21 protein-coding genes are annotated in these 20,390 nt (G+C 31.7%); all 21 read left to right on the top strand.

All coding sequences use genetic code 11. The annotated features are described in order from the left end of the window. Positions 1–51 precede the first annotated feature (51 nt). The 21 genes from BW936_RS04970 to BW936_RS20165 all read left to right on the top strand — a co-directional run bounded on the left by BW936_RS04970 (position 52) and on the right by BW936_RS20165 (position 20,363). Positions 52–555 (top strand): GlcG/HbpS family heme-binding protein, encoded by a 504-nt coding sequence (locus BW936_RS04970; protein WP_076547190.1) that lies wholly within the window; start codon positions 52–54, stop codon positions 553–555. Between the two features lie 15 nt (positions 556–570). Continuing rightward, positions 571–1,620 carry an L-dopachrome tautomerase-related protein gene (locus BW936_RS04975; RefSeq protein WP_076547191.1) on the top strand — a complete coding sequence of 350 codons (1,050 nt, stop codon included), beginning with the start codon at positions 571–573 and terminating at the stop codon, positions 1,618–1,620. After that, a complete protein-coding gene (locus tag BW936_RS04980; protein WP_076547192.1) occupies positions 1,617–2,441 on the top strand; it encodes an MBL fold metallo-hydrolase in 825 nt (274 codons plus the stop codon). The genes BW936_RS04975 and BW936_RS04980 overlap by 4 nt, the downstream gene beginning before the upstream one ends. Positions 2,442–2,453: 12 nt before the next feature. Further along, complete coding sequence (locus tag BW936_RS04985; RefSeq protein WP_084181978.1) at positions 2,454–2,948, top strand: nuclear transport factor 2 family protein; 495 nt, start codon at positions 2,454–2,456, stop codon at positions 2,946–2,948. A gap of 19 nt (positions 2,949–2,967) precedes the next feature. Continuing rightward, positions 2,968–4,104 (top strand): DUF3500 domain-containing protein, encoded by a 1,137-nt coding sequence (locus BW936_RS04990; protein ID WP_076547194.1) that lies wholly within the window; start codon positions 2,968–2,970, stop codon positions 4,102–4,104. 194 nt (positions 4,105–4,298) lie between these two features. Continuing rightward, positions 4,299–5,081, top strand: coding sequence for a glycosyltransferase (locus BW936_RS04995; RefSeq protein WP_076547195.1), 783 nt, complete (start codon positions 4,299–4,301; stop codon positions 5,079–5,081). Between the two features lie 73 nt (positions 5,082–5,154). Further along, complete coding sequence (locus tag BW936_RS05000) at positions 5,155–6,468, top strand: ArnT family glycosyltransferase (protein ID WP_159438998.1); 1,314 nt, start codon at positions 5,155–5,157, stop codon at positions 6,466–6,468. Continuing rightward, entirely contained in the window at positions 6,455–6,979 is a 525-nt protein-coding gene (locus BW936_RS19855; protein WP_244156168.1) for a phosphatase PAP2 family protein, read from the top strand. Before BW936_RS05000 ends, BW936_RS19855 begins: the two co-directional genes overlap by 14 nt. A gap of 24 nt (positions 6,980–7,003) precedes the next feature. Beyond that, positions 7,004–7,246 (top strand): phosphatase PAP2 family protein, encoded by a 243-nt coding sequence (locus BW936_RS19860; protein WP_262493995.1) that lies wholly within the window; start codon positions 7,004–7,006, stop codon positions 7,244–7,246. Positions 7,247–7,279: 33 nt separating this feature from the next. Then, positions 7,280–9,745: a TonB-dependent receptor gene (locus BW936_RS05010; protein WP_076547197.1), complete on the top strand. Its 2,466-nt coding sequence runs from the start codon at positions 7,280–7,282 to the stop codon at positions 9,743–9,745. 121 nt (positions 9,746–9,866) lie between these two features. Next, the gene (locus tag BW936_RS05015) at positions 9,867–10,562 is read left to right on the top strand and encodes a TonB-dependent receptor plug domain-containing protein (RefSeq protein ID WP_084181979.1); all 696 of its coding nucleotides are present in this window, start codon (positions 9,867–9,869) and stop codon (positions 10,560–10,562) included. Next, the gene (locus BW936_RS05020) at positions 10,559–11,932 is read left to right on the top strand and encodes a TonB-dependent receptor domain-containing protein (RefSeq protein ID WP_244156187.1); all 1,374 of its coding nucleotides are present in this window, start codon (positions 10,559–10,561) and stop codon (positions 11,930–11,932) included. Before BW936_RS05015 ends, BW936_RS05020 begins: the two co-directional genes overlap by 4 nt. Positions 11,933–11,989: 57 nt before the next feature. Beyond that, complete coding sequence (locus BW936_RS05025; RefSeq protein WP_076547200.1) at positions 11,990–12,664, top strand: protein-methionine-sulfoxide reductase heme-binding subunit MsrQ; 675 nt, start codon at positions 11,990–11,992, stop codon at positions 12,662–12,664. Continuing rightward, positions 12,657–13,496, top strand: coding sequence for an RteC domain-containing protein (locus BW936_RS05030; RefSeq protein WP_076547201.1), 840 nt, complete (start codon positions 12,657–12,659; stop codon positions 13,494–13,496). The genes BW936_RS05025 and BW936_RS05030 overlap by 8 nt, the downstream gene beginning before the upstream one ends. Before the next feature lie 270 nt (positions 13,497–13,766). Continuing rightward, positions 13,767–14,045 (top strand): helix-turn-helix domain-containing protein, encoded by a 279-nt coding sequence (locus BW936_RS05035; RefSeq protein WP_076547960.1) that lies wholly within the window; start codon positions 13,767–13,769, stop codon positions 14,043–14,045. 7 nt (positions 14,046–14,052) lie between these two features. Continuing rightward, positions 14,053–14,592, top strand: a complete 540-nt coding sequence (locus BW936_RS05040; RefSeq protein WP_076547202.1) for a hypothetical protein — start codon at positions 14,053–14,055, stop codon at positions 14,590–14,592. Continuing rightward, on the top strand, positions 14,589–15,251 hold the full coding sequence (locus BW936_RS05045) for an ATPase (RefSeq protein ID WP_076547203.1): 663 nt from the start codon (positions 14,589–14,591) through the stop codon (positions 15,249–15,251). The genes BW936_RS05040 and BW936_RS05045 overlap by 4 nt, the downstream gene beginning before the upstream one ends. A gap of 143 nt (positions 15,252–15,394) precedes the next feature. Continuing rightward, complete coding sequence (locus BW936_RS05050) at positions 15,395–17,296, top strand: ATP-dependent nuclease (protein WP_076547961.1); 1,902 nt, start codon at positions 15,395–15,397, stop codon at positions 17,294–17,296. After that, positions 17,283–18,815 (top strand): UvrD-helicase domain-containing protein, encoded by a 1,533-nt coding sequence (locus tag BW936_RS05055; RefSeq protein WP_076547204.1) that lies wholly within the window; start codon positions 17,283–17,285, stop codon positions 18,813–18,815. Before BW936_RS05050 ends, BW936_RS05055 begins: the two co-directional genes overlap by 14 nt. A gap of 87 nt (positions 18,816–18,902) precedes the next feature. Further along, positions 18,903–19,961: a hypothetical protein gene (locus BW936_RS05060; protein WP_076547205.1), complete on the top strand. Its 1,059-nt coding sequence runs from the start codon at positions 18,903–18,905 to the stop codon at positions 19,959–19,961. A gap of 54 nt (positions 19,962–20,015) precedes the next feature. Next, positions 20,016–20,363, top strand: coding sequence for a restriction endonuclease (locus BW936_RS20165; protein ID WP_394333580.1), 348 nt, complete (start codon positions 20,016–20,018; stop codon positions 20,361–20,363). Positions 20,364–20,390 lie beyond the last annotated feature (27 nt).

Below are 20,390 nucleotides of genomic sequence, written 5' to 3' on the forward strand. Positions count from 1 at the left end.
TTTTAAAGTATTAATTCGAATAAGTATAAACAAATTAAAAATAAACAAAAAATGAAAAGTAATAAATTATATTTTTTAGTAGTATTTACCTTTTTATATGTAAGTGCTGCAACTGCGCAAGATAATTTTATAACACAAACAAATATATCTACCGAAGGAGCTATGAAAATTGCGCAAGTGGCTTACAAAGAATGCAAGGCACAAGGGTTCAATGCTATTATTACTGTAGTAGATGCCAAAGGGTTGATGAAAACACAAATAGTAATGGATGGCTCATTTCCACACGCCATAAAAACAAGCAGTAGAAAAGCCTATACTGCAGCCTCAAGAAAAAAAGCAACACACTTACTTCAGGAAGTAACAGGAACAGAACACGATATAGCCATGACGTTTAATGCAATAGAAATGACAACACTTAGTGGCGGAGTGCCCATAATAAAAGACGGACAAGTGGTCGGAGCTATTGGCATATCAGGAGCGCCGGGAGAAAATGAAAAAGGTGAAGATTATGATGTGCTCATTGCCAATAAAGCTATAAAGAGCATTTTCAATTAAAACAACAGCCATCAAATGAAAGCTAAATTTATTTTATTCATACTATTTTTTTTGGGGCATCTATCTACAACCCTTGCTCAAAATATAGAAGTGTTTGTAACATCTAATTTACCAATAAATGGTATAGCAATAAGTAAAGAAGGTAGAGCATTTGTTAGTATGCCACAATGGATAGAAGGAAAAAAATCGTATGGCGTTGCCGAAATTGTAAATAATAAAGTAATGCCATACCCAAATAACCAGTGGAATATTTTTGATATTAATAACGCCAAAAACAGCTTTAGTAATGTAAATGCCGTACATATTGATGATGCCAATAAGCTATGGGTAGTAGATTATGCCGCACCTTATTTTGGAAACACCATCGACAATGCGCAGAAAGTAATAAAAATAAATTTAGATACTAACGAAGTAGAAAGGGTTTACTATTTCAATGAAGCTATTTTACCAGCAGGAGCCAAACTAAACGATATAAGAGTAGATAGTAAAAAAGGTATTGCTTATATATCAGAATTTGGCATTGGGGCAATTATTGTGCTGGATATTCAATCAGGAGAAAGCAGAAGAGTGCTAAACAAACACTATTCAACAAGAGCCCATCCAGGTGTAACAGCTTCATTTAACGGAAAAGAGTTCAAACCCAATAAACTACAGGTAAATGATATTGAACTTTCAAGCGACAAAGAAAATTTGTTTTACCAACCTACAGGCGGACCTATTTTATATAAAATTAAAACTTCGGTATTAACAAATAAGGAAAGTACAAAAAAACAGTTAGAAGATGCCGTAGAAGTGTTCTCAAAATCTACAACCATTGGAGGACTAACCATTGATGGCAAAGACAACCTGTATTTAGGGAGTGTATCTGATAACTCAATAATTAAGGTTGATAAAAAAGGAAGGCACAAAATATTAGTGCAAAGCAACGAACTTCTTTGGCCGGATGCTATGGCTATTTATAAAAAACAGCTTTATATCCCTTGTCCTCAATTAATGTTACTGCCAAAATTTAATAATGGTAAAAAAGTAAATAATGTGTTTAAAGTTTTAAAATTCAACTTATGAAACCCCATATATTAATAATAGCTACACTACTACTATTTATTAGTTGTAAAGAAAACCGAAAAAACAAGCAAGGTGATAGCCAAAACACCAAACTAACAGAAAGCAACATTGAAAAGCAGGAAGCCAACGCCAATAGCATTGTAGGTGACGATTTTGTTATTCATCCTATATTTCATGCCTCTATGGTAATTGAACACGAAGGTAAAACCATTTATGTAGATCCATACGGAGGAGCAGAACGATATTCAACATTTAAAGACCCTGATATTGTTCTTATTACACATGCGCATCAAGACCATTTAAACAAAGAAACCTTAAACGGGCTAAACCTCGATAATGCGGTTTTTGTAGTGCCAAACTCCGTAAAAGAAGAATTAGATAATGCATATCAGAAAAAAAGTATCGTCATAAATAATCATGAAGAGAAAGATATTAAAGGCATAGAAATAGAAGCGATACCAATGTATAATTTACCAGAAACAAAAGAGTCACGTCATAAAAAAGGTTGGGGCAATGGCTACATTGTAGATATAGACGGCGAACGTATTTATATATCTGGAGATACCGAAGACATTCCAGAAATGCGCCATTTAAAAAATATAGATATTGCTTTTGTATGTATGAATTTACCTTACACTATGACTATTGAACAAGCAGCTAGTGCAGTATTAGATTTTAAACCAGATAACGTTTACCCTTTCCATTTTAGAGGAAAGAATGGATTTAGTGATGTGGCTGAATTTAAACAAACGGTAGAAAGTAAAAACCCCGAGATTAAGATTATTATAAAAGACTGGTATCCAGAAACAGATAGAAACTAAAAAAACATTCAAATGAACATTTTAAAAATTACCATTTTGTCTTGTATCACAGCATTGAGTCTTGTATCGTGCACAAGACATTCAGAAGATAAGAAAATGAAACATAATAACGAAGATATATTGAAAATTGAACAGCTACGTGTAGATGCTTTACTAAATAATGATATAGAAACATTAACAAAAATAATGCATCCAGATGCAGTACACATCTCATCTAATGGTAGTAGAAAAACAACATCAGAATGGTTAGAAGGACGTAAAAATAGCACTGTTCCTTTTGAAACTTTTACACTTAATGATGATCAAACTATTCGATTTTATAAAAATATGGCATTTGTAGATGGTTCTTATACAAATTCAAGACGTATAAAGGATTCAGTTGCACCTTTAAAACATGCGCGTTATACCAGGGTTTATAAAAAAGTACCAAAACAACCAGAACCAACTAGAAAAGGCAATAGATATAAATGGCAATTAATTACACACCAAGCAACAGAAATACAATAACAACTAAAAATAAAACAACATGAGGAAAATAATCATTACAACAATTTTAATAGTTGCTACATTACAAGCATGTAAAGCGCAACACACTCACTCACATAACGGTACTACACATACACATGAAGAAGTACCTACTGCCTCTAAAAGTGCAGCTCAAATGACAGTAGCAGGTACATCTTTTATCAATAGTTTAAGTGAGGAACAAAAAAAGTCACTCATTTATAATTTTGAAGATGATAATGCACGTACTTATTGGACAAATGCACCAACACATAGTCAAAGTAGGAATGGGTTACCTATTGGTAGATTTAGTATAAAGCAACGAGAACTGTTCCATAAATTATTGATTGCTTCTACCAGTTCTCAAGGTTATTATAAAATTTGGGCAGCTGTACAAGGAGATGATGAGCTCAAATTAGAGGGTGAAAATAGAGAGTTGACCAGTGAAAAATTCTACGGGAAGAATCAGAGTCTAGGAGCAATAGGTTATTATATATCTTTTTACGGAAACCCAGTAACAGATAGTAAGTGGGGATATATGATTACGGGACATCATTTAGCAGCTAATTTTACTGTAATAGATGGGAAAACAACCTTTGTACCTATGTTTTATGGTTCCGATCCTGCGCATATTAGTCACGGAAAACATGCAGGATATACCTTTTTACCTCAAGAACGTAACCGTGGTTGGGAACTATTTAATAGCTTGAATGATAAACAAAAGACTAAAACCGTTATTGCAGCCGAATACCCATCAAATAAATTTGGCCCAATAGATTTTAAAGGGCCAGGTAGTAAAGATCGAAAAATAGAAAACCGAGGTATTCGTGGTGATGAATTAACTTCATCTCAACAAAAACTATTATGGGTACTTATTGAAGAATATGTACACAACGCTGATTTTGATGTAGCAGAAGATTGGCTGGCAAAAATAAAAAAAGACGGAATCCAAAACCTCTATTTTATGTGGATGGGACCAACAGATGGAAGCGAAAAAATATTCTTTAGAGTAAATGGTCCATCTATTTTAATCGATTTTGCGGATCAGCGTACAGGTTTCGATTGGAATACACATCCACATACCATTGTTCGTGATCCATCAAATGATTATGGTGAAAATTGGATGCAACGCCATATAGAAGAGTTTCATAAAAACTAGATTTAGTTTTTTAGTTGTTTTGTTTGAATAGTGAATTGGGGACTGACTGATAGTAAAAGTCCCCAATCCTAAAACAAAAATCCATTTAGCATATCTAACTATTGATTTTCAATTGATTAGCAATTGAGAACAGGGTTTTTTATGGCTAGAATAAAATAAAGCCTATGTGAAATCTACATAAAATTATAAAATAGATGAATACAGATTTTGAATTAGCGATTGTAATTCCATGTTATAATGAAGCCAAAAGACTTAAAATAGAACGTTACAAAAGTTTTCTTAATAGTTACAATAAAGTGCTGTTGTGTTTTGTTAATGATGGCTCTAGAGATAATACTATTGAGGTAATAGAACAGTTAAAAACAAACTACCCATTACAGGTTCACTTAATGAGCCTAGAAGAAAATAAAGGAAAAGCCGAAGCCGTACGAACTGGTGTTCTTGAATGTTTAAAGGGGTTCTATTTTAAAAATATAGCCTATTTAGATGCAGATCTCTCTACGTCACTTGAAGAATGTGTATCTATCAGTGAGCAGGTAAACGTTACCACAAGTTTTGCTTTTGGTTCTAGAATTTCAAAGTTAGATACTACTATAGACCGAAAACGCTATCGTTTTTTTATCGGAAGATGTATTGCTACACTCATTTCAAGACAATTAGATTTAAAGGTATATGACACGCAATGTGGATGCAAGGTTTTTAAAAGAGGATTAGCCTCATCCGTTTTTCAGGAAGAGTTTGTATCCACATGGTTATTTGACGTGGAATTATTTCATCGCCTAATAGCCATGTATGGAAAAAATCAATTGAAGTATATCGCCAAAGAAATTCCACTACAATCTTGGTATGATACTGAAGACTCTAGAGTACCCTTGAGTTTCTTCTTTAAGTTATGGTATGACTTATATAAAATTGGAAAAGATTATAAAACACCTATCAAATTTTTAAAGCCAATAAATGAAAGAGTATTTGAGTAGATATTCATTTTTTAGTTATGCTGTTCTTGGGCTGTTGCTTTTAAGAGGCTTCTTAAATGCTGTAATTCCATTAATGGATAAAACGGAAGCACGTTATGCAGAGGTTGCTAGAATAATGGCAGAAACTAATAGTTGGATAACGCCCCAAATAGATTATGGAATTCCGTTTTGGGCAAAACCACCTTTGTCAACTTGGTTATCAGCAATGAGTTTTGAGGTATTTGGAGTTAATGAATTTGCAGCAAGATTGCCCTATCTACTATTAGCAATAGTATTAGTATTCTTAACTGGTAAATATGCAAAAAGAGAACATTTGCCCTTTTTTCTACCAGGCTTTATTTTACTAACTCTTCCAGAATTTTTATTACATGCAGGAGTGGTTTCGACTGATACGACTTTGGCTTTTTCAATTGCACTCGTGATGCTTTCCTTTTGGGAGATGTTTCAAAACAATGCCAAATTTTATTGGAAGTACCTCGTTTTTGTTGGTTTCGGATTGGGCTTTTTAGCCAAAGGTCCCATTGTTGTTATTCTAACATTACCACCTATAGTAATTTGGGTTCTCTTATGTGAAAATTACAAAACAATATTTAAAAGAATACCTTGGATAGTAGGAATAATTATTACGATAGCAGTAGCACTTCCTTGGTATATTTTGGCAGAACAAAGAACGCCAGGATTTATAGACTATTTTGTTGTAGGTGAACATTTTAAACGGTTTTTCGATAGTAGTTGGGCTGATGATAAATATGGGTTTCCAAAATCACAGCCTTTAGGGATGATTTGGATATTCTTACTATTATTTGCTTTGCCTTGGATTCAGGTTTTACTTCTAAAACTATGGAAAAACCGAACAAGTTTAACAAAAAATAAATGGGTTGTTTTCCTGTTGTTATGGCTTCTATGGACTCCTTTATTCTTTACTATATCAAAAAGTTTAATTCATCCGTATATAATGCCAGTTATGGTGCCTTTGGCTTTACTTATAACACACTGGTGGAAAAGCATAAAACAACAAAAAGCACTTATTCGGTTAAGTCTATTTGTACCTGTACTTATAATAGGGGTTTACGCTTACGGAAGCATCAGTAAGCAACTTCAATTTTATAGTAATACCGATAAATATTTTATAGAAAAAACTAACACCCAATTTGATAACATTTATCATTTAGGAAGTAAAAGTTACTCCAGTCAATTTTATTCAAAAGGAAAGATTAAAAAAATGACAATAGGTGGTTTGGAAGAAAAAATCAGAAAAAAAGAGGAATCATTTATTATCATAATAAAAAACAGAGATTTCAAGAGAATACCTTTTGAACAGAGAAACTGCTTAAAGCCGCTTGATAAAAACAATAATAAGAGAATCTATAAGTATGCCAGATATTAGAATAGCAATAGTCATGTCGATGTTATTACCAAGTTTAATATTCTCACAAGAATCAAATATTTCAGAGACGAGTAGTAATAGTCAAAATATAGTACATGATATAGATAGTTTATCTAACCATAAAACAAGATTTAATTATTCCTCATTGATAGTCCCATCTGTATTTTTAACATATGGACTTCTTGCTGTGCAAAATGATGGTTTAGAGTTTTTAAATAGAAGAGTTCAAGAAGAAGTTTTAGAAAATATTGATAATAAAACAACGATTGATGATTTTACTCAGTATACACCCTTTGTTTCAGTATATGCTTTAAATCTTATGGGAATAAATGGAAAAAATAACTTTAAAGATAGGACCATAATTTTAGGTACAGCATATTTAACCATGGGGATTTCTGTGAATAGCCTCAAGTATTTAACAAATGAAAAAAGACCTGATGGTTCTACAAATAATACGTTTCCTTCTGGTCATACAGCTACAGCCTTTATGGGAGCAGAATTTTTATATTAAGAATATAAAGATAAATCTATTTGGATTGGACTTTCAGGTTACGCTATAGCAACCTTAACAGGGTATTATAGAATTGTAAATAATAGGCATTGGTTGAGTGATGTTATTGGAGGAGCTGGTATAGGGATTTTAAGTACAAAATTAGCGTATTGGATACATCCATTTTTGAAAAAAAAAATATTTAAAAGAAAGGAAAATACAAATGGAATGCTGATGCCATTCTATGATGGCAAAGCATATGGATTAAATGCAACTATTTCTTTTTAGAGAGTGGTTTATTAAAAAAACAAATAATTTATTATGAAAGCAAAAATAAAAATACTTTTAACTCTTTTAACGATTGTTTGCCAAACAACTTTTGCACAAGAAATTAAAGTGAGTGGTAAGGTGTTGGATAAATTAAATAGCGAGCCTTTAGAGTATGCTACTATTATTTTTATTGCTGTAGAAGATGCTAGTAAGATTTCTGGTGGTATCACTAATGAAAAAGGAGGTTTTAATATAACCATAGCAAAAGGATCTTATGATATTAAAGTTGAATATATTGGATACACACCTTATGAAATCAAAAACAAAACATTAACAGAAAATACTTCGTTAGGTACTATTTCTTTATCTGAAGATGCTCAAGCCTTATCAGAAGTAGTGATAACTTCTGAAAAAAAATTAGTCAGTACCAAGTTCGACAAGAAGATTTATAATGTTAGTAAAGATTTAACCACACAAGGAAGTAATGCTCTTGAAGCCTTAAATAATGTTCCCTCTGTAAATGTATCTACAAATGGAGGCATTACTTTAAGAGGTAGTGGTAATATTAGGATTCTAGTAAATGGTAAACCATCTGGTTTGGTAGGGATTAGCAATACTCAAGCCTTGGAACGTTTACAAGCAAATTCCATTGAATCTATTGAAGTAATAACCAATCCTTCGGCACGATACGACGCCGAAGGTGCATCGGGAATCATTAATATCATACTTAAAAAAGGGCGTGTACAAGGTTTTAATGGTTCTGTTCAGGCAGTTGTTGGAAATCCTACCAATTATGGCATATCAGCAAACATTAATTATAGAAAAGAGAAATTCAATGTTTTTGCAAATGGTTCTTATGCCTATGTAAAAACACCTGGAGATGGGTTCGCAAATACAGTTTATAAAGATGAAAATAATATAACTACAGGTTTTTTAAACGAACGAAGCACACAAAAAAGAGGTGGGCATAATTTTATGTTCGCTTTTGGTAGTGATTTCTATTTTAACGATAATAATACCCTAACCTTTATGGGGCTTGTCACCAAGGAAGATAATGATAATGTTGGTGATATTATATTCGACACCTATGGTTCGGATAGCAATTTATTACACACACGATTAAGGACAGACAATGAAAATGAACAGGATGCCAGTAACGAGTTCTCCTTGACTTATGAATCGTTTTTTGATGAAGAAAAAGAACATGTTTTAACCGTTGCAGCCAAATACGATTCTAATAAAGAAGATGAGCACTCCTTTTATAACGATACTTTTATTTTTGGAACAGGAGCAGATGCAAAAGATAGAGCAACCACTCTCGAAACTCAAAGCAATCTATTATTTCAAGCAGATTATATTTTTCCTTTTACAGAAAATGGAATGATAGAAGCAGGCTATAAAAGTAATTTTAGAGATGTTAGTTACAATTTTACAGTAGAGGAATTTGATAGCAATGCCAATATATGGAATACCAATACGGACCTTTCTAACCAATTAGATTATATAGAAAATATTCATGCCATATATGGGCAATATGCCAACAAGTTTGGTAAGTTTAATATATTGGTAGGAGCGCGAATAGAAGTATCTGACATTGATATAAATTATTTTACAACCAATACTTTTCTAAAGAAAAACTATACCAATATATTCCCAACATTACATTTAGGTTATGAGTTATCAGAAAACGATGAATTAAAAGCGAGTTATAGTAAGCGTATAAAACGACCAGGTTTTTGGGAACTCAATCCGTTTTCGAGTTTTACCAATGATCTTAACCTAGAATCCGGAAACCCTGACTTAAATCCTATGTTTACTAATTCTTATGAATTAGGGTATTTAAAAAATTGGGAACAAGTAAACTTAAATGCGACAACTTATTTTCAGCATTCTACAGGTTTAATGCAAACTGTTACTACCCAAACAGGACGTTTTACAGAAGACGATATTCCTATTTTAATAAGTAAACCCTTAAATATTGGTACTGAAAATCGCTATGGGTTAGAAATTTCAACTACCTATAAGCCCAATTCATGGTTGCAAATTAATGCCGATGCCAATGTTTTCGGATATCAGCAAAAAGGGAATTTCCTAAATAAAGTAGAAGACCCTAACAATCAAGGCAGTTTTATTGATGTTCCCGAAACAATTGATTTTTCATCATCAAGTTGGTTTGCTAGAGTTGCGCCTAAATTTCAATTACCTAAAGATTTTGATATACAATTGAGGATGATTTACAACGGTGATTTTAAAGAAAGTACCTCATATAGAAAATCTGTTTTTGTTACCAATATAGCCGTAAACAAAGAATTGTTTGATGGCAAAGGCAGTTTGAATTTAAGTGTATCAGATTTGTTCAACAGCAGAATTAGTAGAATAGAAAATTATAATACCAGTTTTTCATCGTATGGTAAATATCAAAACGCTAAAAGACAAGTAAACCTCACATTTACTTACCGTTTCAGAAACTTTAAAGAAAAATCAATTGATGAAGAAGAAGATGACGATGATGAATAAAATAAATGTACTTATGACTTAATAAAAACAGCCCTCAAATAATAAATAACCCTTGAAGTAAAGTATTGGGTTATTTTTTTTAATCTATTAATTATAATTAGTCTAAATAAAAATAAATACAATGAGATCATTACCAATCATCATACTGCTACTAATAAGCAGCATGGCAATTGCCCAAGAAAAAACAACTGTAAAAAAAGATACCACTAAAACAAATTATTTAAAAGAGGTGGTAGTTACTGCAACTAGGACAAAAAAGAAAATTGAAGATTTACCAGTTCCTATAACATTAATAAAACAAAAAGATATTGAGAAAACAAATAATAACCGAATAAGTGAGGTGTTGGAAGAGTATGCTGGCATTTCTACCCAAGAAGGAGGTGGAGGTACTCATGATATACAATTACAAGGACTTAATGGAGAATACGTTTTGTTTTTAATTGATGGTGAACCCATAGTAGGACGAAACTCTGGAGGAATAAATATTGATAGATTAAGTGCTAGCAATATTAAACGCATAGAAGTTGTAAAAGGAGCGGCATCTAGTTTATACGGTTCTGAAGCCATAGGTGGTGTAATTAATATTATTACAAAGAAAACCAAATCTGGATTTCATGGTAATGCTGTTTATAGAGTTGGTAGTTTTTCCACACACGATGCCAATTTTAATTTAGGGTATAAAAAAGATAAATTTAGAATTTCAGGTTATGTAAATAGATATAGTACAGAAGGTTATGATTTAACACCGAATTCATTTGACTTAACCAGAGGTCCTTTTTCAAATTACACTTTAGGAGCAAAATTAGTTATAAAATAACGCCAAATACAGATGCTTCATATACAGCCAGATACTATACGTCTAACAGAGATAGTAGAGTTAATAAAGGAGGAGATAATAAATTAGGAAAAGACAATGTTGATGAACTATCCAATTTCTTTAAAATATCTCATAAGTTCAATAATTATTGGAAAGCAGAAGGGCAATTGTACATTTCTGATTACAAGAGTAAAAGCATAGAACATATTTTTGAAACAGGAGAGTTGGATAGTGAAGGTTTTTTAAATCATAATTTTTTACGACCAGAATTTAAGATTTATTTTACCCCAAATAAAAACCATACAGCTATTTTAGGTTTTGGTACAACAAGCGAAAAAATAAATCGTGATGATACAGGCAACAATAGTCTTAATGCCCAATTTGTCTACGGACAATATGATGCAACATTTGGTAAACTAAATGTGATTTTAGGAGCAAGATATGACAATACTAAAGATTTTTCTTCTCAATTTAGTCCTAAACTCGCAGCCAGTTATCAAATTTCTAATGAAGTAAAAATTCAAGGATCTATAGGAAGGGGGTTTAAAGCGCCAGATGTAAGACAATTGTTTTTTGATTGGCCTAGAAGCAATGACCATATCTTAGGTTACAATGCAGTATTAGGTGCTTTTGAACAATATCAAAACGATATTGCTCAAGTTTTTGTTCCTGCTTCAGAATTTACAGGGACTTTAAAACCAGAACGTTCAGTTAGTTATAATTTAGGGTTAACCTACAATCCAAACCGTCGTTTTAGTGCAGATATTAACTTTTTTAGAAATAATATAAAAGATATGATAGTTAGTCAAGTTGTAGCTGTATTGAATGATGGTTATAGATTAAGAGCATCAAACAATGTAAGTTCGGCATACACACAAGGAGTAGAAGTTAATACTAGAATCAAGGTATCTAATAATCTTCGATTTAATCTTGGATATCAATATTTAGATGCTGTAGATAATGACGCCTTAAATGCGTTTAAAAATGGAGAAGTCACCACTATAGTAAATGGTGAGGAAATTACTTTAACAGAAAGAGATTATAAAGGCATGTTTGATCGTTCAAAACACATGTTCACTGCCAAATTGTTTTATGAACTCCCACAATATGGTTTAGATATGAACATAAGAGCCTCTTTAAAAAGCGATTACGGTTATGAAGATAACGACACCAACGAAAATGGATACTATGATGCTTACGATGTATCCATTAATGGTTTAGGATTAGTAGATTATGCCATTAACAAAAAACTTGGTAAATCATTTGTTCTTGGTGCTGGTGTTGATAATATCTTTGATTATACAGACCCTCTAAACAACCAATTTGTCGGCGGTAGAATTTTCTATACCAAACTAAACTATTCATTTTAATTATTTGAACTAATAGGGGCAGGAATTTTTTCCTGTTCCTATTTTAAAACAAAACTTATGAAAACAATTAATAAGATGCTACAACATATAAAGAAACTTTTAGAATTCAAATACCTTTTATGGCCTCTATTAGCACTACCGCTTATAGACTTTGGGATGCAAATATTTGAAACACCATATGATGAAGAACAATTTGGACGTTTAATGCATGAAACAGGGATTTTAGCCACTCAACTTCTAATTCTAAGCCTTGCGATAACTCCTGTACGATTTATTTTTAAAAAAGGAATACTGATTCCATTCTTATTAAGAAATAGGAGATATATAGGTGTAGCCGCCTTTATTTATAGTGTATTTCATTTTATTGTTTACTTGTTGTATAAAGACATGGCTACAATTGGGGTTGAACTAACTACAATTAGATACACTTTTGGCTGGATAGCATTTTTGATAATGATACCATTAGCGTTTACAAGTGTAGATACAATTATTATAAAAATGGGCTATCCTAAATGGAAAAAATTACAGAAATGGGCTTATGGGGCTGGTCTTTTTACACTCTTACATTATGCGTTATTAGAAGGTGAATTTGAAGATGCTTTAACCCTTTTTACTCCATTAGTCATATTACAAATAATTAGGGTAATACTAGAGTATAAAGATAACCAAAAGAAAAGAAGGCGAAAGGAACGACGATTAAAAAAGAAACTAGCAACTGCTACCAATGTATGACTTTTATGAAAATATAATAAGAAACTTAGAGGATGCTTTAGAAACCCTAGAATCAGAAAACGAAGACATCATCTATATTGCCGTGCAAGGGATTAAACTGTCAAAACAAGCCTTAAATAAATTTAGGAATAAAGTATTGGAAGATGGTTTTAATTCTAGAACTGAAGAGATAAGTTTTTTTAAAAGTGTTAAACCACAAGTATATAGTAAACTTATATACTATGCTACATTATTCAATTTAGAAAGTAGGCGACCTAGAGGAAGTTATAAATCGCAAATCAAATATTTTTACAAATATATAGATAAGTTAGACTCTTATTTTAATGAGAATTTAGAATTTTATCACTACTATCGTAGAGGAGCTTCTATGTTTGATGAGTATTATTTTTTAAGGGGAAAAGAAGATATTCATTTATTTCTAAATACGTATCACTTTTATGCAGATGAACAATTTTCTACAAGCCATGATAGTACTGTTGCTACTATTTTAGCTTATGATTTACTAATTATACATTTAAAGAAAGAGATTGATAAGTTAGAGGGTAATGGAAATCAAAATCGAGTAAATCAAAGTCAAGTAAGTATTGCTTGGACAGGACATAAAATTGATTTAATTGAACTTATTTATGCGCTTTATAGTAGTGATGCAATAAATAATGGTAACGCAGAAATAAAAGATATAGCCCGCATTGTGGAGCGCATTTTCAAAATTAATCTAGGTAATTATTATCATAAATTCATCGAAATTAAGTCTCGTAAGATTAATCAAACGAAATATATTGATAAGCTTAAAGAATCATTATTAAATTATATAGAGAAATCTGACGAATAATTTTCAATAGCTATACCCAACTTAGGTGTTTTTAATTTCACACTATTACCATAAATTTTGACGGCATTTGTTATAAACACCTCTGAATTAAAGGTCTAAATGAATTCAAAATCCTTCACAAAAAATAAACATAAAAATAACCCACTGTAGGTGCAACTATTGAACAAATCCCAGTAATCTGCTTCAACTTTGTAGAACGAAAGTCAAATCATGGCAAAACCGCCTAAAGTCTTTTTGATGGAGGGCGGTTTTGTTTTAAATCGTTTACAAATGAGCGCAACAATTATTACAACCGAAGACCTTTTGGAGTTCAAAATGGAACTACTAGAAGACATTAAACACTTATTACAAAACCAAACAGGACAACCAGTTAAGAAATGGCTTAAATCCCCTGAAGTGAGAGAGCTTTTAGGAATTTCACCAGGTACATTACAAAATCTCAGGATTAACGGCACACTACCATATACCAAGGTTGGCGGTGTATTGTATTATGATTATAAGGAAATCATGAAAGTGCTAGAGCAAAACAGGGTTCATAACAAATTTTAAATCTGTTTTGGAAGACATCAACTACATCAAACACCTCAATGGGGTGTTTCTTCAATTTTCAAAAGATAGCCGTTTGAATCCAACCCATATTAGTTTGTATGTGGCCTTGTTTCAATTGTGGAATACTAATTTCTTTAAAGATGAATTTTACATTAACCGAGAGGAGGTTATGGGCTTTTCTAAGATAGGCTCAAAATCAACCTATCATCGTTGTATTAAAGAATTGAGCCATTGGAAATATTTACTCTATACACCATCCCATAATCCATTTAAGGGAAGTAGAATCAAGATGTTCGATTTTGGGACAAGTACCGAACAAGCTCTGTACCCAAGTCGCACCAATATCGAGACAAGCAATGGACAAGCATTGGTACCTATAAACAAACATATACAAACTATAGAAAACAGTAAAAACTTAAACAAACGACAAAATTTTAAAAAATCAAATTTTAAGAATCCTGAAACTAAAGAAAAACAAAATTCAACTGTACCATATCAGGACAACTTAAAGACCAGTTCAGATAAAAACTATGATGAACCTTTATGAGCAATTCAAAACCACATATCATAACCGAAGGTGTTACGCAATATCGTTTGGGTGAACTAAATGGTAACTGTATTTCGTATGATTTTGATAAAATATTGGTTTATCTGGATGCTAAAGGGAAATTACTTTTTGGAAAGAAATTCAAAATTTACAAAGATGATCGGGAGATATTATACAAGCTTTGCAATTATTTCATACGCAACCGTGAGGTCTGCGAAAAATTTAACATTGATGTAAATAAAGGCTTGTTACTTAGTGGACCAGTTGGTTGTGGTAAAACAAGTTTAATGAAATTATTTCGATACATTGTACCTCACCAAAAGCCGTATAAGATTATACCAACACGTAACATTGTTTTCTCTTTTAATCATATAGGCTATAAAACCATAGAAGATTATGGTAATGGTCAGTATTTCTGTTTTGATGATTTAGGTGTTGAACCTACAGGAAGGCATTTCGGGAAGGATTGTAATGTGATTGGGGAAGTTATACTTTCTAGATATGAACTGTTCGTTAATCACAAAGTGAAGACACATGCTACTACAAATTTAAATGCAGCAGAATTAGAAGAACTTTATGGTAATCGTGTTCGTTCTAGAATGCGTCAACTTTTTAATTTAGTAGCTTTTGATAATAGGAGTAAGGATAAAAGAACATAATCTAAAAAGTGGTTATTTAATTACGGAAATACGTAAGAAATTATGTTAAAATTTTAATATATTTATAGACGATTACACAGGGAATAATGTTTGAGAGAGCTAATGAGTATTCATTGGCTTTTTTGTTGTCTAAATACTTAAGAATGTACGTATCAAAACTAGAAATTGAAAACTATAGAAATTTTAAAGAATTTTCCATTGACTTAAAACCACTTACACAAATTATGGGTGAGAATAATATTGGGAAATCAAATTTGCTTGATTCTCTAGGGCTCATTTTCAGCCAAGAAGTTTCCTTTTTCAAAAGGCGAACTTTAGAAATTTCTGATTTCAACTATGATAGTATCATAGCTCTTAAAAAGGAAATCATTGATACAAGTATAGTTGCAGATAAAATATCGTATCCTACAATTAAAATTAAAGCTACCCTAACCGATTTTGATGAAAAGCAAGAAGCAGTTGTTACAGAATGGACAAGCAATGATGAATTTACAGAAGCAACCCTGACATACTCTTTCGCTCCAATATCTTCTTTTAATTCAGTTGAAGAGATAGAGCTGCAGAGAAAATTTTTAAAAGAGTATGAAGAAGAAATCGGCTCTGATGCATATATGAAAATCCCAGAAAGTGAAATACTAAATCTCTTAAATTTTCCCATTTCTAAATATCATTATCGTATATATGGTGGAAATCAAAATGAGACATTAGCGAATACATATCACCTCAATCAATTGAAATTTGAACTTTTAGATGCACTTAGAGACGCTAAAACCGAATTATCTGCAAGCCGCAATAGTGGATTACTTTTTAGAGTACTTAACGCCAATGAGGAAACAGATTATCAAGATTTAAAAAAACAACTAGTTGGATTGCAAAAAGCAATTGAAGATAACAAAGCAATTTCTGGAATCAAAACTAGAATTTCAGAACAGTTGGATAAAATATCCTTAAGTACAGAAAACTCTAACAATATAGTAGACCTTATTTTTGCTTTACCTAATGTAGATGATTTACTACGCAAGTTAAGCCTTATTTATAATGATAATCCAATCAAGATAGAAAGAAATGGAACAGGTAGAAATAATCTTTTGTTTATCTCTTTAATGCTTTCTTTTATTGAGGACCCAAAGCGACTTCAATCCACTTATTTTAGAATTGTTGGTCTTGAAGAACCTGAGGCACATTTACATGCCAATCTTCAAAATCATCTCGCTCAAAACCTAGAAACCCTTATTAAAAATGGTGATGGAAAGTATAGAAAAGATATACAACTTATAATCACTTCACATTCAAATCATATTACAACCAAAATTGATTTTGAAAATACTGTAGTATTACATTATAAAGAGAATAAAGTACAACCTCATTATATACTTGAAGGGTTTGGTAATACTGCCGAGGAAAAGAAGCAAATTAGTTATCTAAAAAAGTACTTAGATTCTGAAAATATAAATTTATTTTATTCAAGAAAGGTAGTTTTAGTAGAAGGTATTTCAGAAAAATTACTATTTCCGGTATTTTATAAAATTCATACAAAAGAGACTATCGAGCAATCTTCTTGCGCTGTTATAAATGTAAATGGACTTGCATTCAAAAATTTCCTTGGGATTATTAAAAACGGATTCCACTCTAAATGTTTAGTATTAACAGATAGAGATACAGGAACAGCGAGTGAAAATCGAGGAGAAGCATTAAGGGAAGTTTATAAATCAGTACCTGAAATAGAAGTTAAAATCACCACTTTATCAACCTTTGAGAAAGATTTGATAGCTGCAAACAGTACTGAAAAAGGTAAAGCTATTTTATGCTCAGTTATAAAAATAGTGAGACCAATTGCTGGAAAAGCATTGGTTGAAGGAATAGCGGAAAACCCTATAGATATAGAATCTTTTTTTGCTTTGATAGAAGGGTATAAAAGCGAATTTGCGCTGCAACTTGCATTGCATATTAATAATGATAATATAGGTTTTAAAATACCAGAATACATAACAGAAGGCATAGATACTATTCACCCACCAAAACCAATACTAAATGCCAGCAGTTAATCCAACTCTAGTGATAGCAGGACCTGGTGCAGGGAAAACTCACGGAATGGTAGATGAGATAATAAAAGCTCTTCCAAATCTTGAGAATCACCGTTATATGATAGTTATTACATATACCAATTCAGCAACTCAAAATATAAAAAAAAGGCTATCTAAAAGGATATCTATTCCCCCAAACTTATTTATTGGTACGACTCATTCGTTTTTAAACAAGTTTATTGTCATACCCTATTCTAGTATAAATAATCAAGGCGTAAAAGGAGAAAAACTATTTATACAATGTGATACAGGTAATGTTTTGGAAAGGCTATTTAAAAGCCAAACAAAACCGGACGATTTTAAAATTGTAAATGCCATAAAAGGTAGAATGAAACGAGCACTTCTTAAGGATGGATATATAACATATGATCAAACTCTTGTGCTTGCAGAAGAATGTTTTAAAAATAAACGGATAAAAGAAATTATTAGTAATCGAATTCAATACCTTTTTGTTGATGAATTTCAAGACACTAATAATAAGATATTTGGAGTGATTGAACATATAAGAAAGCAGAAAAAGACTATTATTTATTGTGTTGGTGACCCTGAGCAATATATTCAAAGTTTTGATTCTTCAATTAAAGATTTTAATAATCTTCCTATTTTAAAAGCTTCTAGAAATTCTAAATACACTACCACTCTTAATAAATCAAATCGTAGGTCTGCACAGCCTATTGTGAGCTTTTTAAACCATTTTAGCAAAAGGGAGTATAACTCAGAAACATTTGAACAACAAAGGGTTAATTCTACTATTGGGGAAAGAGTGAAGTTTATTAGTAAATCTGCTGATATAACAACAATGTTACCTGCTTTTTTCGAAATATGTGAAAGGCATAATATCCTTTATAAAGAAAGAGGAATTATTGCTAAAGAAAATTATGTTGTAAAAAAAGCTATTGCTGCATTGAAAGGAAATGTTTTATCTCCAGATAGGTCAATAAACATTTCACCAATTAATGAGATTAGAGACACCCTATTATCTGTGTTAGATATAAGTCAATCAAAGTATTGCGAAACATATAAAGAGACTTCTTTTGATTTACGTGTAAAAAGCATACAGATTATTCGAGCTATCAGAAAAGGTGAAATTAATAATGAAAATACTTTTGTGAAATTTGTTACTGAAACTCTTAATCTACAAGTGAAGAACCGTATTCCTTTTAAAATAGATAATTTGAGAATGAGTATTGAAGCACAACGAAGTACAGATGCAGTCATGGTATCAAACATACATAGGTTTAAAGGCTTGGAAGTTGATGCTGTATTAGCTGTTGCTAAAACGGAAAAGGAACTCAACTTATGGCTAGAAACTGATACAAAAATTCGAGATGCGCATAAAGATAAGGCTACAAGTGATTATCCTAGATTGGGTTATGTAGCTTTTAGTCGTGCAAGGAAAATCCTTTGTATTTCTTGCATAGAATCTATTGGCGAGAAAACGAAAGAAAAATTAATGAATTTAGATGTTGATATAATATGATATTTCTCGAAATGAAGTTTATCGTTAATCACTTCTTTTAAAAAAAACTGTGGTGATAGATAGTTAGTATTATATAAATAGCGTGGTGTGACAAAATTAGAAAGATATATAAAGAAAAAGGGAGGTGTTTTATCTGGTGATTTAGCTCGGTATATAGAGAGAAATCAGGGTGTGTCAAATGATGCTGCTCGTAAGCGTATTCAAAGATTGACCAGCCCTATTCATAAATTAACGGGGTTGTTTTCAGGCAAAAAAGCTTTTATTTATCACGCTGATAATTATCAAAATTCAGAATATTTTGATGATTTAGTAGAGGCATTTAAGTCTGATGGTAAGAGGTGTTATAGCATAATTAATGCAATCAAATATCATCATGGATTAATTCCTGTAGATGAATTACCAAACTATTCTATAAGCCCTGTTAGATTGATATCAGGTCATATGAAATTCTCTTCATTAATTGAGAAACTAAAAAAACACAATTTAATAAGGGAAACAAGAGAAGGAGAATATGGTTTAAACATATCTATTGCTGAACAAGCTGCTCCAAATTTCAGACATATAAAAGGAATTGAATTATCAAAAAAACTGATACTTCAACATTTTGAAACTTGGAGCAAAAATATCGGACTTGTTTCTTTCAAGAAAGGTAAAAACAACCACATCGTAGGAGGGTTTCAATTTGCGTTTACTGCGCCTACCTATATTGATGGCTTAATAGGGTATAATAATCAACAAAAGAAACCTGGATTTTTAGTTGCCGATATTTTAATCGGTAATGTTACTGATGAAGATGCAATAAGCTTTTTTATTAGAAAATTGGCTGCGATAAAAGCATCTAACCCAACACTTAGGCTATTCCCAGTTCTTTTAGTGGATGGTATAGGTGTAAAGGCCCTAAATCAGTTAAAAAGTAATGGTGTTCTTGTGGCATCCATAAAAGAGTTATACGGAAAAGACTATAGTGATTTAATAAAAAATCTTATTAATACAGTAACAAATGCTGGCGCTATATTAAAAACCGAACCTGAAAAATATCTCTCTTTAATGAGTAAGCTCACAAAGCTTATCGATGGCAAAACCAATAATTTAAGAGGTGACTTATTTGAACTTGCCGTTGGTTTTTACTTTGGTAAATATTCTTAATCTATCAATATTGGAAAACGAGTACCTGTTTTAGATAGCATTAGAAGTAGAGAAATAGATGTTCTTGCAATTACTGAGAATGAGGTTTGTGCGGTTGAATGTAAAGGGTATAACTATCCAGTAGATATTGATTACATAGAAGAGTATTTATCTAAAAAAGTTAAAGAAATCAGAGGTTGGTTATCCAGTAGATATCCAGAAAAAAGACAACGCTTTGAAATATGGAGTACTGGAGGTTTTACAAAAGAAGCGGTGAGATTACTTAAAGAAACAAAATCGAAAGTGAGAAAGTATGACTTTGATTATCTAAGTCAAACGGAAATTAAAGAACGAGCTAACCGCTTAAACTCTGACAAATTCAAAGAAATTTTAAGAGATTATTTTTTAAAGGAGCTTGTATAATATGGATAGCTTTAACTTATATAGAGA

It is taken from the genome of Maribacter ulvicola (assembly GCF_900155985.1).
Lineage (GTDB): Bacteria > Bacteroidota > Bacteroidia > Flavobacteriales > Flavobacteriaceae > Maribacter > Maribacter ulvicola.